Origin of the sequence: Mangrovitalea sediminis (assembly GCF_002514725.1) — a bacterium.
Lineage (GTDB): Bacteria > Pseudomonadota > Gammaproteobacteria > Pseudomonadales > Oleiphilaceae > Mangrovitalea > Mangrovitalea sediminis.
In genome coordinates this window covers 344,630-358,641 of sequence record NZ_NTLB01000001.1, presented here as the reverse complement: position 1 = coordinate 358,641, position 14,012 = coordinate 344,630, and the positions used below count along the sequence as shown (strand labels likewise).

The following is a 14,012-nucleotide window of genomic DNA, read 5'->3' as shown; positions in this document are numbered from 1 at the left end:
GCCAGTGTTTTATGCCATGCCCGATGTTGTGTTAATGCGCTTCGTCCCAGTTGAGGCCCGTTCCTGCTTCCACCAGTAGCGGAACATCCAGGTCTGCTGCTGCCGACATCCGCGTCACCAAACCATCCCGGACCTCCTCCAGACAGTCTTCATGGACTTCCAGGATCAGTTCATCGTGCACCTGCATGATCATGCGGGCGTTGAGTTGGCTGTCGTTAAGCCAGCTTTCCACCGCCAGCATGGCGCGTTTGATAATGTCTGCTGCCGTGCCCTGCATGGGCGCGTTGATGGCGGTGCGCTCTGCTGCCTGTTGCAGGTTCCGGTTGGGGCTGTTGATATCCGGTAGATAGAGGCGGCGTCCGAACAGGGTTTCAACGTAGCCCTGGTCGTGCGCCGAGGAGCGGATCCGGTCCATATACGCGAGGACGCCGGGGTAGCGTTCGAAGTAGCGGTTGATGTACTCCTGGGCGGTGCCGCGATCGACGCCGATCTGGCGAGACAGGCCAAAGGCCGACATGCCATAGATCAGGCCGAAGTTGATGGCCTTGGCGCTGCGTCGTTGTTCAGATGAGACGGCATCCGGCGTCGTACCGAAGACCTCGGCGGCGGTGGCCCGGTGGATGTCCTCCCCCGCGGCAAAGGCTTTCAGCAGTCCTGAATCGCCGGACAGGTGGGCCATGATGCGTAGCTCGATTTGGGAGTAGTCGGCCGCGATCAATCGATAGCCCGGCTCGGCAATGAAGGCCTGCCGGATGCGCCGGCCTTCTTCTGTACGGATCGGGATGTTCTGCAGGTTCGGGTCTGAGGACGATAGGCGTCCAGTGGCGGCAACGGCCTGGTGATAGCTGGTGTGTACGCGACCCGTGTGCGGATTGACCATTTCCGGCAGGCGGTCGGTATAGGTCGACTTCAGCTTGCTCATGCTGCGGTATTCGAGGATCAGCGTGGGCAGGCGATGACCGGACTCGGCCAGTTCCTGAAGCACGGGTTCTGCGGTCGAGGGCTGTCCCTTCGGGGTTTTCTTGACGACCGGCAGGCCCAGCTTGTCGTAGAGGATTTCCTGCAACTGCTTCGGCGAACCCAGATTAAAGGGTTGGCCGGCCTCTGCATGCACCTCTTTCTCCAGTGCATCCATGCGTTCGGCCAGTTGCTGGCTTTGCTGGCGCAGCTTGCCGCTATCGATTTTGGTGCCTCGTCGTTCCATGCTCGCCAGCACGGGAACCAGTGGCATGTCGATCTCACGGTAGACCGAGTCGGGGCCGGTCTCCCGAGCCAGTTGAGGGCGCAGTTTCCGGTGCAGTCGCAGGGTGATGTCGGCATCCTCTGCGGCATATTCACCTGCCTGTTCCAGCGCGATCTGGTTAAAACTGAGCTGCTTGGCGCCCTTGCCGGCAATGTCTTCGAACTTGATGGTTTTCAGGCCGAGATACTTCAGGGCAAGACTGTCCATATCGTGACGGGTTGCCACGGAGTTGAACACGTAGGACTCGAGCATGGTGTCTTCGGCCACGCCGCGTAAATGCACGTCGTGATTGGCGAGGACGTTGATATCGTACTTCAGGTTCTGGCCGACTTTTCGGTGTTTGGGGTCTTCCAGTAGCGGCTTCAGTTGTGCGAGTACCTGCTCTCTGTCCAATTGGTCCGGGGCGCCCATGTAATCATGTGCGAGCGGGACATAGGCCGCTTCGCCGGGGGTAATGGAGAAGGAGACGCCGACGATCTGTGCCTGCATGTAATCCAGGCTGGTGGTTTCGGTGTCGAAGGCGAAAAGTTCCGCGGCGGCCAGTCGCTGCAGCCAGGTGTCCAGGTCGGCCTGTGTCATGATGACATCGTAATGGCGTTCGGCCGGGGAGTCCGCCGGGTCGTCCCCGGTTTCTTCAGCATTCCTGGCCGTCTCTCGGCCCGGTTCGCTAAGCTCCGAAATCCACCCCTTGAACTCGAGTTCGCGGAACATCTCCAGCAGCGCCGGCTTGTCCTCCTCAACCGGCTTAAGGTCGCTGAGGTCGATGTCCAGTTCGATATCTGTGCGTATGGTCGCCAGTTGGTAGCTCAACGGCAGATGATCAAGAGCCTCGCGCAGGTTTTCGCCAATCTTGCCTTTGACCTCGTCGGCATGAGCCATGACGGATTTCAGGTCGCCATACTCCTGCAGCCATTTGACGGCGGTTTTGGGGCCACACTTGGTGACACCGGGAATGTTGTCGACGGTGTCGCCCACCAGGGCAAGGTAGTCGATGATCCGCTCAGGGGGGACGCCGAATTTTTCCTCGACGCCGCTGCGATCCATGCGGGTTTCAGTCATGGTGTTGATCAGGGTCACGTGAGGGCTGACCAGCTGAGCCATATCCTTGTCGCCGGTAGAAATCACGGTGTCGATGCCTTTTTCCGTGGCTTCGCGGGCAAGGGTGCCGATGACGTCGTCGGCTTCCACCTCAGGAATGATGAGCAGGGGCAGGCCCATGGCGCGGATAATGTCGTGTATCGGCTGGATCTGGCTGGCCAGTTCTTCGGGCATGGGCGGCCGGTGAGCCTTGTAATCGGGAAAGAGCTCATGCCGGAAGTTCTTGCCGCGGGCGTCGAAAACCACAATGATGGGAGAGCCTGGGAAATCCTTGTTCAGGCGGCGGATCATATTGATCACGCCCTTTATCGCCCCCGTGGGTTGCCCGGAGGATGTCGTCAGGGACGGCAGAGCATGGAAAGCCCTGAACAGATAGGATGAGCCATCGACGAGTACAACGGGGGGCTGCTGAGCATTGCTGGCCATACGGGTCCTTCGAAGTCTGGAAGTCGGATCGATGGTCGTTCTTGAACCGGGTGTTTACGCGGAACGGATCAATTAAGAAGGATGCCAAGGTTATCATGAAACGCAAGATCAACGCTGTGTTATTGGGGGTGTCTCTGGCGGTCGGTATGGCCGGTGGTGCCCATGCGGAAGAATCGGCGAAGCTGTCGGAACAGAAGGCTGAACCCAGCCTGCCGAGCCAGGATGGGTCTGAGATCGTTATCCGGCATAGGGAAGATAAAACGTTCTACGAATACCGGGTCAACGGTGTTCTCAAGGAGATCAAGGTGGTGCCCAAGCATGGTCCCGCCTACTACCTGGTGCCGCAGGACGGCAATGGCTGGATCCGTGAGGACAAGCCTCAGGTATTGGTGCCGAGCTGGGTGCTGTTTCGCTGGTGACCATAGCGCTTGCAAGCCGTGCCGCCTAAGCGGCACGACTGTTCCAGGCGCTGGTGTACCTGTCCCTGGCGGGTACCGGCACGGCCTTAGATAACGGTTATCTGGACCGCCTGCGAAGGCCCGCTTTCCAATCCCTGCTGATCAACAGCCGTCACTTCGAAATCGTAAATCCCCGGCGAAAAGCTGGACAGCGACAATTCCGTCGTTGATCCGTCGGGGATCGTGATCAGGTGATACTGCTTTTCGTAAGTGAACTTGTAATAGACGTGGTACTGGGCTATCTCGCTGGGGTAGAGCAGGGAGCCGTCCTCGCGTGCCACGGGTTCCTGCCAGACGAGACTGGATGTCGGGCCGGCAGTCATCAGCCGCATTGCCGAATTGCCGGTGTATGTCGAATCCATTGCTTGTGCGGAACCTGAACTGCTGCCGCCACAGGCGGTAAGGAGTAGTGTTGCCGAAAGTGTCACAAAAGCTATGCCGATGCGATGCCAAGCCAAGTTGGCGCATGAAAGAAAAGCCATGCGAATCATTGCCTACGGTTATGAATGATGTGCGGCTCTGCGGCCGCTGGCAAGATTTGGTCCGTACACCTTGATCGGAACAAGAGGGATTATGCGGATTTGATGAGTTGATACAAGTGAAGATTACGTAAGTGATGCCAATTAAAATATGACGCCAATAGCGTCGTGATTGATGGGTGGTGGGCCTAGGCCGGCAATTGTTGCCGGCCTTTTCGTCAGGTACTCTACAGATTCCGTAAAAGCAGACCGTATTCCAGTCCTTCGCCGACGTCAGCCGGCAGCGGGATGCGCATCTGGTGACCGGAGCCGGGGGCAACGTCAACCTGCTCGCCGCGGCGGTTTTCGAGGGACTCGATGTTGAACACCAGATTGCCGGTGGGTGTCATCAATTCCATCGACGAGCCTTTTTCAAAGCGGTTTTTCACTTCGACCAGGATGGTGTTGCTCTGCGCATCGAATTCCAGAATTTCTCCGGCGAATTGCTGTTGCTGGGAGCGTGAGTTGCCGTCTTTGTAGTTCTGGTATTCGTCATGGACGTGGCGGCGGTAGAAGCCTTCGGTATAGCCTCGATTAGACAGCTTCTCCAGCTCGTCCATCAGACCACGGTTGAATTCGCGACCGGCAACCGCATCGTCGATCGCCTGCCGGTAGACCTGTGCGGTGCGGGCGACATAGTAATGGGACTTGGTGCGGCCTTCGATCTTGAACGAGTGGACGCCCATTTCCGTCAGACGCTGGACATGCTGGATGGCTCGCAGGTCTTTCGAATTCATGATGTAGGTGCCGTGCTCGTCCTCGTAGGCGGTCATTGGCTCATCGGGACGGCCTTCCTCATGGAGGAGGAACATCTTGTCGGTGGGCGTCCCTTCGCCCAGCGTCGACGAGCCTTCCTCCGGCGACCATTGGCCGGGTGCAGCGCCGGACTCCAGCTGTGTCACAGGGATCACGTTGCCGGCTTCGTCCTGCTTGGCTTCCACGGCATTGTATTTCCAACGGCAGGCATTGGTGCAGGTGCCCTGGTTGGGGTCCCGGTGATTGATGTAGCCTGACAGGAGGCAGCGGCCTGAGTAGGCCATACAGAGGGCGCCATGGACAAAGACCTCAATCTCCATCTCAGGGCATTCCTGGCGAATTTCGCCAATCTCCTCCAGGGACAGCTCGCGGGACAGGATGATGCGGCTGATGCCCTGCTTTCCCCAAAATCTCACGGTGGCAAAGTTGACGGCGTTGGCCTGCACTGAGAGGTGGATCGGCATCTCGGGCCAACGTTCGTGCACCATCATGATAAGACCGGGATCGGACATGATCAGCGCATCCGGACGCATCTCCACGATCGGTTCGATGTCTTTCAGGAAGGTGCGCACCTTGCTGTTGTGTGGCGCGATGTTGGCGGCGACGTAGAAGCGCTTGCCCAAACTGTGCGCCAGCTCGATGCCTTCTGCGAGTCGCGGCATCGTGAAGTCGTTCTCCCGCACTCGCAGACTGTAGCGGGGCTGACCGGCATAGACGGCGTCGGCTCCGTAAGCGAGTGCGTAACGCATGTTTTTCAGCGTCCCAGCGGGGGAGAGCAGTTCCGGAGTCATGGCCAGCACCTACAAGCTATCGGTTACAGATTTTGAAAAATGGTTCCACGCGGGTGGAATACCCGAGTATTGGGGTCGGACATTCTACCAGAACCCGTTTCAGATAGCAGCAGCCTGCCCCAGGTCAGCCCGGTAGCGCCGGCGAGGGCACCAGCCAGGCCACAGCCAGCCCGCCAATGATGGCCAAAACCAGGGGGATCGTTACGCGGCGGGCCAGTGCCATTTGGCCGACCGTCGCAGCCAGGGTCGCCTTGACCAGACTGTTGACCGAGGCCGCGATGATGATGCCGACGACGGCGGTGTGCAGGTCCAGGCCTTGGCCAGTCATGCGTCCCAGCGAAAGGGTAATGGCGTCGACATCGCTGATGCCCGAGCTGGCGGCCAGCAGGTACACCCCGGCGCTCCCCAGCCAGTCGCGCAACCAGTTGCCCGCCAGCATGACGACCAGCAGTAGCACGCCGAAGGTGAGGGCGGCTTTCAGGTCGAGCGGGTTCTGCTGCAGGTGAGGGCTTGTGACGGAGTGGTGCCGATACCGATACCAGATAATCAGGGCTGGAATATACAGCAGCGCGGCCATCACCAGAACGGGGGCGATAATGAGGGGGATCAGGGCACGATTGACGGCTGTGCAGAGGATCAGGATGCGAGGGAACATGGTGCCGCACGCCATCAGGATGCCCGCTGCCAGAAGCGGGCTGAGTTCCCGCGATTCGCGGGAAAGGCGTGCGAAATGTAGCGTCAACGCCGTGGATGAACTGAGTCCGGCAAAGAGTCCGGTAAACAGGATGCCACGTTCGGCGCCACCCACCCGAACCGCGAAGTAGCCGACGAAGGATATGGACGCGATCAGCACCACCATCCACCAAAGCTGGAAGGGGTTAATCGCCTCGCCTGGGCCGAAGCCCCGATTGGGCAGCAGCGGCAGTACCACCACGGTAATCAGCAGTAGCTTGAGTCCGGCGTCCAGTTCATGGGCTTGGAGTTTGCGCAGCAGACCGTGAATTTCATCCTTGTTATCAAGGATCAGGGCTGTCACGACCGCAGCAATAGCGGCGATCTCGATCTCGCCCAGGACTGCCAGTGCTCCGAACATCAAGGTGAGCAGAAGTCCGACCAGCCCTGTAATGCTGTAGTTTTTTACCGAGTCCACCCTGGCGCGGTAGGCGATGATGCCGATCAGGGAGAAGCTGGCGATCAGCGACACCAGTATCCAGGGGCCAAATTGCTCTGCCAGCAAACTGCCGAGTCCGCCCAGCAGGCCGGTGAGCGCGTGGGTGCGGATGCCAGCGATCCGTTGCCCGGCCTCCTGGTCGCGATCCCGCCAGCCGCGTTGAATGCCGATCAGGGTGCCCAGGAGAAGTGCGACAGTGAGGCCGATCAGTGCCCGATTATCCATCAATAGGGACTGGGCAAAATCATTCACGTTACTCGTCTCCGTTCAGCGCGGACTTGTGTTTGTGTCTTTCTTTGTGAGCCTGGTCGTGCAAGCGGGCCTTCAGCGCCTCACAGACGATTTCCAGTACACGTATCCGGGTGTAGCGTTTGTCGTTGGCGGCAATCAGGTGCCATGGCGCGATATCTGTACTGGTGCGGCTGATCATTTCCTCCACGGCTTCAGCGTAGGTCGGCCACTTGTCGCGGTTGCGCCAGTCTTCGTTAGTGAGTTTGTAGTGCTTGTAGGACGTTTCCAGGCGCTTGTTGAAGCGGCGAAGCTGGGTTTCAGGGTCAATGTGCAACCAGAACTTCAGCACGACGACGCCATGCTCCACCTGTTGCTCCTCGAAATCGTTAATTTCGGCATAGGCTTCGTGCCACCGATGTTCCGGTGTCAGGCCCTCCACCCGCTCGACCAGGACGCGACCGTACCAGCTGCGGTCGTAGATGGTAACGCGCCCGGCCCGCGGCACGTGTCTCCAGAAGCGCCATAAGTAGTGGTGGGCGCGCTCTTCGTCGTTGGGCGCGGCGATTTGGATAACCTGTGCGACTCTGGCATCGATACCGCGCATGATGCGGCGGATGGCGCCGCCCTTGCCGGCGGCATCCCAGCCTTCGAATACCAGCGAGAGTGAGACGCCGGCATGATAGGCCTGCCAGCTCAGCTTGTTGAGCGTCAGCAGCTTTTCGTCGATCGCCTGGCGGTAATCCTTTTTGGAGAGTTTCTGATCCAGATCCAGCTTATCCAGGATGGTGCCGTCAGTGTGATGGTGCTCCCGGTGGACTTTCGAAACATCGACGAGTGACTCACCGGCCAGTGCCGCCCTCAGGTGTTCTCCGGCCATCAGGTTGCGGTAACGGTGGTCGGCCGCCTCGATGGCAGTCCAGGGCGCTTCACGGTGGTCTGTGTGGCGCATGGCTCGCTCCGCACCGGCGACCAGTCGGTGGTAACTGGCGTGTAGCGTGTGGTCCAGCTTGGATACCATCCAGCGGGCGTTGGGCTCGTGGTCCAGCTGTTTCAGGTAGGTTTTCTGGTGTTTTTCTGAACGGTGTAGCCAGAGTTTGACGAAGACGGCGCCGTCGTGGGCCAGCATGCGCTCAAAGCGGCTGATGCGCTGCATGTGGCGGTCGAACGTGTCATCGTCGATCTGGCCAAGGGCATACTGCACCAGTGTGCCGGTGTACCAGGAGCTGTGAAAGATGCCAATGCGGCCGCGCCCCGGCAACGCCCGCCAATAACGCCAGAAACGTGGGCGCTCCAGTTCTTCATCGGATTTCGGGCCAAAGGCATGGAATTCCACGCCGCGGGTATCCAGCCAGTCGTTGAGTACGTTGGCGACCTCACCCTTGGTGGCGTTGTCGAGACCTTCGAGGATGAGAATGATCGTCCGGTCGGTGTCACGCAGCTGGAATTGCAGGTCGAGCAGGGTTCTGCGCAGGGCGGGCAGCGCTTCCTTGTACTGAGCCTTGTCCAGGGTTCTTCCCAGTTCCGCAGTTTCCAGCATCGTCTTGGCGCCTAAATCAAGATGTCCGTGTCGGTCGTCACTGCCTTCGAGCTGAGTCGAAGGCATCGGAAACAGTATAAGGCGTGACTCGGGCGTGGAAGTTCGCTGAGATCAAAAGTTAGACGGAAAAAGCGCACGAGCCTTATCCCTAGTATGAATATTCTAATTTTTATCTTTATCGTCCCAGTTCGTGGTCATAAGGGACGTTATGCAACGTCTGACGTTTATCCGTGGTTGGAGGTCGTTATGGGCAAGCTGAAGTCGTATCAGGAGCAAGTACAGGAAGCCATCGAAAAAGGCATCAACAACGTTGAAGAGCAGTACAAGACGCTCTCAGCCAAGCCTTTTGAACTGGCGGAAAAAGTGGAAGCCGAAGCCAAGAGCTACAGTGTTAAGACGGTTCGTGAGCGTCATAACGAATACGTTGCCAGCCTGTATGACTCGCTGCGTACGCTGAACAAGCGTCTGGGTGGCTATGCCGGCGACCTGATCGGTCGGTTCGAGAAGGAAGTGGCAGAAGAAGCCAAAGCGGTTGAGGAGGCGACCAAGCCTGCGCCGCGTAAGCCGGCTGCTCGCAAGACTTCGAGCGCGAAAAAAGCCGAAGCAGCGACGGCCTGATCGGCAGGACAGAAAGCCAGTGAGGCATGCCTCACTGGTTTTCTGACGCCGTCTTGTCCAGAGGTAAGGCGAAGGGTAGCGTCGGCTTTTCCCCTGTCAGTTGCTCAAGTCGCGTCACTTTTTCCCGGTAATTTTTTTCGACATTGTCGATTTCCTGTTTCTGTCCAGCAATTTCCAGCTGAACGGAACGGATGTGTTTCTGTAGCTGCTGCATCTTTTCAAGCACGCCTTTCGGCACCGTGCGTCCCGCACGTTGCAAATTGCCGGCCTGTTCCTGCTCCTGTTCGAGTTGCGACTGCAGAATAGCAATGTTGCCGCGCTTGAGATTGATGAGGCTGTTCATCTCCTGCAACTGACGATGTAGTTCGCGGATGGCGTCATCCGGCGAGCTGTAATTGCGTAGCAGTATCTCGTCCTGACGTTTCTGGTCGGCGATTTCCTGCGCCTTCGCCTTACGAGCTTCCTCTGCCTGCATTTTGGCTTTTAGCTCAGCGGCAGTGGGCGCGGGAGGGATCGTCTTGATGACGCGGCCATTGGGACTGAGAATTTCGTAGCCGCGCTTGACGGCATCATCCGGCACCGTGCCGCTGATGGCTGGGTGACCCTGGCTATCGATATATCGATACAGGGTGGCTGCCTGAGCCACCGGCAAGCCGAGTAGCAGGAATGAAGATAGCGTCGCGATGTGCTTTAAGAGCGTGGCAGGGGATTTGCTAAGTACTTTTATCATAATGATGAGTTAGCAGGGAGTGCCCGGTTTGCTTAAGTCTCCTAAGCATAACAAAAGTTCCGGGAACCTGCGTCGGCACCTGAAAAAGTATACATTTTCCCGGTTAGGTCGCCAGAACAGACTGGTCCGGGGTGGCTTTGCGACGGTCCATAAAGTGGCAGCAGGCACCGGGATTGGGCGTGATCCCGGTGGCTGTCATCTGGGCGGTGTAGCCTGAAGCGAAACGAGTGGATACGGCGCTGCCGAATTCGACTCAGCCGGCGCTGCCGTACTTGGCGCGATAAGCTTCCACGCTTTCGGCATATTGTGCCAGGGAAGGGGTTTCCCTGAGATAGGCCAGAATCTGGTTGAGCTCTACGATGCTGAATACGGGAACCTTGTATTCGGCTTCGACTTCTTCGATCGCCGACTGCTGTCCCTTGCCGCGTTCCTGGCGGTTGAGGGCGATCAGGACGCCAGCGGGCTCTGCGCCGGCATCACGGATGATCTGCATGGATTCGCGGATGGCTGTGCCGGCGGTAATGACGTCGTCGATAATCAGCACTCGCCCTTGAAGCGGTGCGCCGACAATGTTGCCGCCTTCGCCGTGGTCTTTCTTCTCTTTGCGGTTGAAGGACCAGGGGATGTCCTGCTGGTGATGCTCGGAGAGCGCGATGGCTGTTGCGGCAGCTAAGGGAATGCCCTTATACGCTGGGCCGAACAGGACATCGAATTCGAGACCCCACTGTTGCAAGGCCGCCGCGTAATAGCGTCCCAGGTGGGCGAGGTCGGAACCGGTATGAAAGAGTCCCGCGTTGAAAAAATAAGGACTTATGCGTCCTGATTTGAGCGTAAACTCGCCAAAACGCAAAACATTGCGGGTAATGGCGAATTCGATGAACTGCTGCTGATAATGCTCCATGGGCGGCGAGTATCTTCTACCGGTTCTTTTCAAAAAGTATTAAAACGGTATCATACACGCAAACTAAATCAGGGAACATCTATGCGGGTTGTATCCATCAGCGTCAACGGGCTCAGGCAGGCCGTCGAAAATGGGTTTTTCGACTGGGTTGCCGGCCAGAACGCCGATGTTATCTGTGTGCAGGATCATCGCGTCCGTGCCTATGAAGTCGAGGATGAGCCAGCGCTGCGACCGGATGGTTACGAAGCCTATTTCATCGACGGGGAGCATAACGAGGATGGTGGTGTCGGCATTTATACCCGCCACTTTCCCAAGGCCATCATGTACGGTTTCGCCCACGAGTCGGCTGACCGGGAAGGTCGCTTCATCCAGGCTGATTTCGAGCGTGCCAGTGTCGGCTGCGTGCTGGCGCCCTGCGCGCTTGGAGATCCCTCCCGGCAGGCGCACAAGGACGAATTCCTTCAGGCTTTCCAGGTGCACCTGCAGAAGACGCTGCGTAAGCGGCGCCAGTTTATTTTCTGCGGCAATTTCCAGACAGCGCACTTGGTGACCGATGCCAGTCCGCGCTACCACAAGATGGAAGTGTCCGGATTCCTGCCGAATGAGCGGGCCTGGATGGACGAGGTTTTCGATACCATGGGGTATATCGATGCGTTCCGCGAGGTCAATCGCCAGGGCGGCCAATTCACCTGGTGGCCGGAATGGGCCGAGGGCTGGCGTAAGCAGGCGGGCTGGCGCACGGACTACCAGATGTTGACGCCCGGGCTGCGCAATACGGTGCAGGGTGGGTTTATCGATGTCGATACCCGCTTTTCCGATCATGCGCCGATCGTGATGGATTATGCGATCCCAATGGAATGAAGGATGCCGGATGAAAAAAGGCCGCCCAAGGGCGGCCTTTTTTTGTGGTCAGTTTCAGCCTTCCAGTGCTGCTTTCTGGATGCTGAAAAGTTGATCGATGCCGCGGCCAGCCAGTGCTAGCATGGCATCGAGATGGTCTCTCTCGAAGGGCGCGCCTTCCGCTGTACCCTGAACTTCGATGAAGCCGCCCTTGTCGGTCATGACAACGTTCATGTCTGTCTCGGCCGCGGAATCTTCCGGATAATCCAGGTCCAGTACCGGCGCACCTTCATAGACGCCAACGGAGATCGCCGCCACCATTTGCAGCAGTGGATTGCGGGGGATCATTTTTGCCTTCACCATATGGTTTAGTGCGTCGACCAGGGCCACGCAGCCCCCGGTAATGGAGGCGGTACGGGTGCCGCCATCGGCTTGAATGACGTCGCAGTCCACGGTGATGCTGTGTTCGCCAAGCGCTTTGAGGTCGACGGCGGCGCGCAAGGAACGGCCGATCAGACGCTGGATTTCAACGGTGCGTCCGCCCTGCTTGCCGCGCGCGGCTTCGCGGCCCATGCGCTGACCGGTCGAGCGCGGTAGCATGCCGTATTCGGCGGTGATCCAGCCTTGGCCGGTTCCTTTCAGGAAGCGGGGAATGCCGGTCTCAACCGTGGCGGTGCAAAGAACCCGGGTGTCGCCGAATTCGACGAGAACGGAACCTTCCGCGTGCCGGGTGTAATGGCGCGTGATACGGATATCGCGAGTCTGTTCCGGTGTGCGTCCGCTGGGTCTCATCATGGGTACTGTCTCTTGCCTTAAATCTGAATGGGCTCGCATTGTAGCACGAGCCTGTAGGCATGCTTCTCCGGCGCGTGGCTCTTGCTGTGGCTCCATGGATCGGATGCCTCCATGGGAGTGAAGATGATACAGTCGTGGCTATCGAAGACCTCAATGCCCATCCGGGCCGCGAGGCGTTTGAATGTTTCGGGCTCACCGATGTCGTGTGCCAGATCGAATTGAAGTGTCCGGCGAGAGTCCGGGTAGAGGAGTGTTGATGATCAGAAGTATGACGGCTTTTGCCCGCCAGGAAACTCAGGCGGAATGGGGATCGCTCACCTGCGAAGTGAGGACCGTGAATCATCGCTATCTGGAGCCTCAGTTCCGTTTGCCGGAATCGCTGCGGGATCTGGAGGTCACGATGCGCGACCTGGTTCGGGACCAGTTGCGACGTGGCAAGGTCGATATCGGCATGCGTCTGCAGCTCACTGAAGGTGCCGGTGGGACGCTCTCGATCAATCAGGTGATGGCTGAACAAGTCAATGAGGCCGCTAACCTCATCAACCGTATGCTCGATAACCCTGCACATATCAATGCCCTCGATATTCTGCGTTGGCCAGGGGTGTTGGAAAACGCCGAATTCGATATGGAGCCGGTGAAGGAAGCCGCGCGTGCGCTGATGCAGGCCACGCTCCGTGAAGTGGTTTCCGTGCGGGAGCGTGAGGGCGGACGTTTGCGCCCCCTGTTCGACGAACGCCTGGATCGTATGAATGAGTTGGTGGGAGTCGTGCGTCAGCGCATGCCTGAACTGCTAGAGAGGCAGCAGGTGCAGTTGCGGCAACGCTTTGAGGATGCTCGCGTCGAACTCGAGAGCGACAGGCTGACCCAGGAAATGGTGCTGCTCGCGCAGAAATGCGACGTCGCCGAGGAGATGGACCGCCTTGATGCGCATATCAAGGAAATCCGGGAGGCGCTCGATCGTGATGAGTCCATCGGTCGGCGTCTCGATTTCCTGATGCAGGAACTCAACCGCGAGGCCAATACGCTCAGCAGCAAGTCTATCGATGCCGATGTGACAAAGGTGGCGGTGGAGTTGAAAGTGTTGATCGAGCAGATGCGGGAGCAGGTCCAGAACATCGAATAGATGGGGTGTATCGTTCTGCACCGTCAAAGGGCGGATTCCCGCCCTCGTTCCGGTTACAATGGCGGGCTTAATTCAGGTCGTCGGCACAGGAACAGGAGCAGATCAGTATGAGCGCGGCTATTGAGCGGGGCACCCTCTATGTGATATCCGCCCCTTCCGGGGCGGGCAAGACCAGTCTGGTGAACGCGCTGCTCGAGCGGGATTCGCGCCTGTGCGTTTCAGTGTCACACACAACACGCCAACCGCGTCCCGGGGAGCAGGATGGCGTGAACTACCATTTTGTCGATCGCGCCAGCTTCGAGGATATGATCGGCAACGCCGCTTTTCTCGAGCATGCCGAGGTCTTCGGCAACTACTACGGCACCTCCCAGCAATGGGTGGAAGACACCTTGGCGACGGGGCGCGATGTCATTCTGGAAATCGACTGGCAGGGTGCGGAGCAGGTACGTCGCCTGCTGCCGGACTGTGTCAGTATTTTCATCCTGCCGCCTTCAAGCCAGACGTTGCGTGAACGCCTGGTCGGTCGCGGGCAGGATTCGCCGGAGGTGATCGAGCGTCGGCTGCACGAAGCTGCGGTGGAGTGCAGCCATGCCTTCGAGTTTGATTTTGTCGTTGTCAATGATCAGTTTGATGAAGCCCTGGCCGACCTGCTGGCCATTGTGCGGGCCCAGCGTCTCAACATCCGGCTGCAGAAGGTTCGCCAGGAGGTTCTTCTGGAAAGCCTGGTGGCAGGGAGCTGATCGGGCGCTGTACAGTTCGTCAGCTTTTGGTTAGAA

General features: G+C 58.5%; 13 protein-coding genes. 5 read left to right on the top strand and 8 right to left on the bottom strand.

The window, feature by feature from the left end; translation table 11 throughout:
* Nucleotides 1–31: 31 nt before the first annotated feature.
* On the bottom strand, nt 32–2,767 hold the full coding sequence (gene polA, locus CLR77_RS01710; protein WP_097458856.1) for a DNA polymerase I: 2,736 nt from the start codon (nt 2,765–2,767) through the stop codon (nt 32–34).
* Between the two features lie 95 nt (nt 2,768–2,862).
* On the opposite strand from polA, the gene CLR77_RS01705 reads away from it, so the two are divergent.
* On the top strand, nt 2,863–3,186 hold the full coding sequence (locus tag CLR77_RS01705) for a DUF2782 domain-containing protein (protein ID WP_097458855.1): 324 nt from the start codon (nt 2,863–2,865) through the stop codon (nt 3,184–3,186).
* An 86-nt stretch (nt 3,187–3,272) separates the two neighbouring features.
* Here the strand turns inward: CLR77_RS01705 and CLR77_RS01700 are convergent, their stop codons facing one another.
* The 4 genes from CLR77_RS01700 to pap form a co-directional block, all read right to left on the bottom strand.
* Nucleotides 3,273–3,587 carry a fibronectin type III domain-containing protein gene (locus tag CLR77_RS01700; protein ID WP_097458854.1) on the bottom strand — a complete coding sequence of 105 codons (315 nt, stop codon included), beginning with the start codon at nt 3,585–3,587 and terminating at the stop codon, nt 3,273–3,275.
* Between the two features lie 344 nt (nt 3,588–3,931).
* Entirely contained in the window at nt 3,932–5,290 is a 1,359-nt protein-coding gene (gene trhP, locus CLR77_RS01695; RefSeq protein ID WP_097458853.1) for a prephenate-dependent tRNA uridine(34) hydroxylase TrhP, read from the bottom strand.
* A gap of 124 nt (nt 5,291–5,414) precedes the next feature.
* Nucleotides 5,415–6,713 carry an MgtC/SapB family protein gene (locus tag CLR77_RS01690; RefSeq protein ID WP_227519768.1) on the bottom strand — a complete coding sequence of 433 codons (1,299 nt, stop codon included), beginning with the start codon at nt 6,711–6,713 and terminating at the stop codon, nt 5,415–5,417.
* 1 nt (nt 6,714) lies between these two features.
* Entirely contained in the window at nt 6,715–8,229 is a 1,515-nt protein-coding gene (gene pap, locus CLR77_RS01685) for a polyphosphate:AMP phosphotransferase (RefSeq protein WP_097458852.1), read from the bottom strand.
* 246 nt (nt 8,230–8,475) lie between these two features.
* Between pap and CLR77_RS01680 the strand changes: the two genes are divergently transcribed.
* Entirely contained in the window at nt 8,476–8,847 is a 372-nt protein-coding gene (locus CLR77_RS01680) for a hypothetical protein (RefSeq protein ID WP_097458851.1), read from the top strand.
* Nucleotides 8,848–8,878: 31 nt separating this feature from the next.
* Here CLR77_RS01680 and CLR77_RS01675 read toward each other — a convergent pair whose 3' ends face one another.
* A complete protein-coding gene (locus CLR77_RS01675) occupies nt 8,879–9,577 on the bottom strand; it encodes a DUF4124 domain-containing protein (RefSeq protein WP_097458850.1) in 699 nt (232 codons plus the stop codon).
* A gap of 253 nt (nt 9,578–9,830) precedes the next feature.
* A complete protein-coding gene (gene pyrE / locus CLR77_RS01670; protein ID WP_097458849.1) occupies nt 9,831–10,478 on the bottom strand; it encodes an orotate phosphoribosyltransferase in 648 nt (215 codons plus the stop codon).
* 81 nt (nt 10,479–10,559) lie between these two features.
* Here pyrE and CLR77_RS01665 point away from each other — a divergent pair, with 81 nt between their 5' ends.
* Nucleotides 10,560–11,339, top strand: a complete 780-nt coding sequence (locus CLR77_RS01665) for an exodeoxyribonuclease III (RefSeq protein WP_097458848.1) — start codon at nt 10,560–10,562, stop codon at nt 11,337–11,339.
* Nucleotides 11,340–11,393: 54 nt separating this feature from the next.
* Here CLR77_RS01665 and rph read toward each other — a convergent pair whose 3' ends face one another.
* Nucleotides 11,394–12,113, bottom strand: a complete 720-nt coding sequence (gene rph / locus CLR77_RS01660; protein WP_227519767.1) for a ribonuclease PH — start codon at nt 12,111–12,113, stop codon at nt 11,394–11,396.
* A 256-nt stretch (nt 12,114–12,369) separates the two neighbouring features.
* Between rph and CLR77_RS01650 the strand changes: the two genes are divergently transcribed.
* Together CLR77_RS01650 and gmk are read left to right on the top strand one after the other, a co-directional pair.
* Entirely contained in the window at nt 12,370–13,236 is an 867-nt protein-coding gene (locus CLR77_RS01650; protein WP_097458846.1) for a YicC/YloC family endoribonuclease, read from the top strand.
* A gap of 107 nt (nt 13,237–13,343) precedes the next feature.
* Nucleotides 13,344–13,976: a guanylate kinase gene (gmk, locus tag CLR77_RS01645; protein WP_097458845.1), complete on the top strand. Its 633-nt coding sequence runs from the start codon at nt 13,344–13,346 to the stop codon at nt 13,974–13,976.
* The last annotated feature ends 36 nt before the right edge of the window (nt 13,977–14,012 follow it).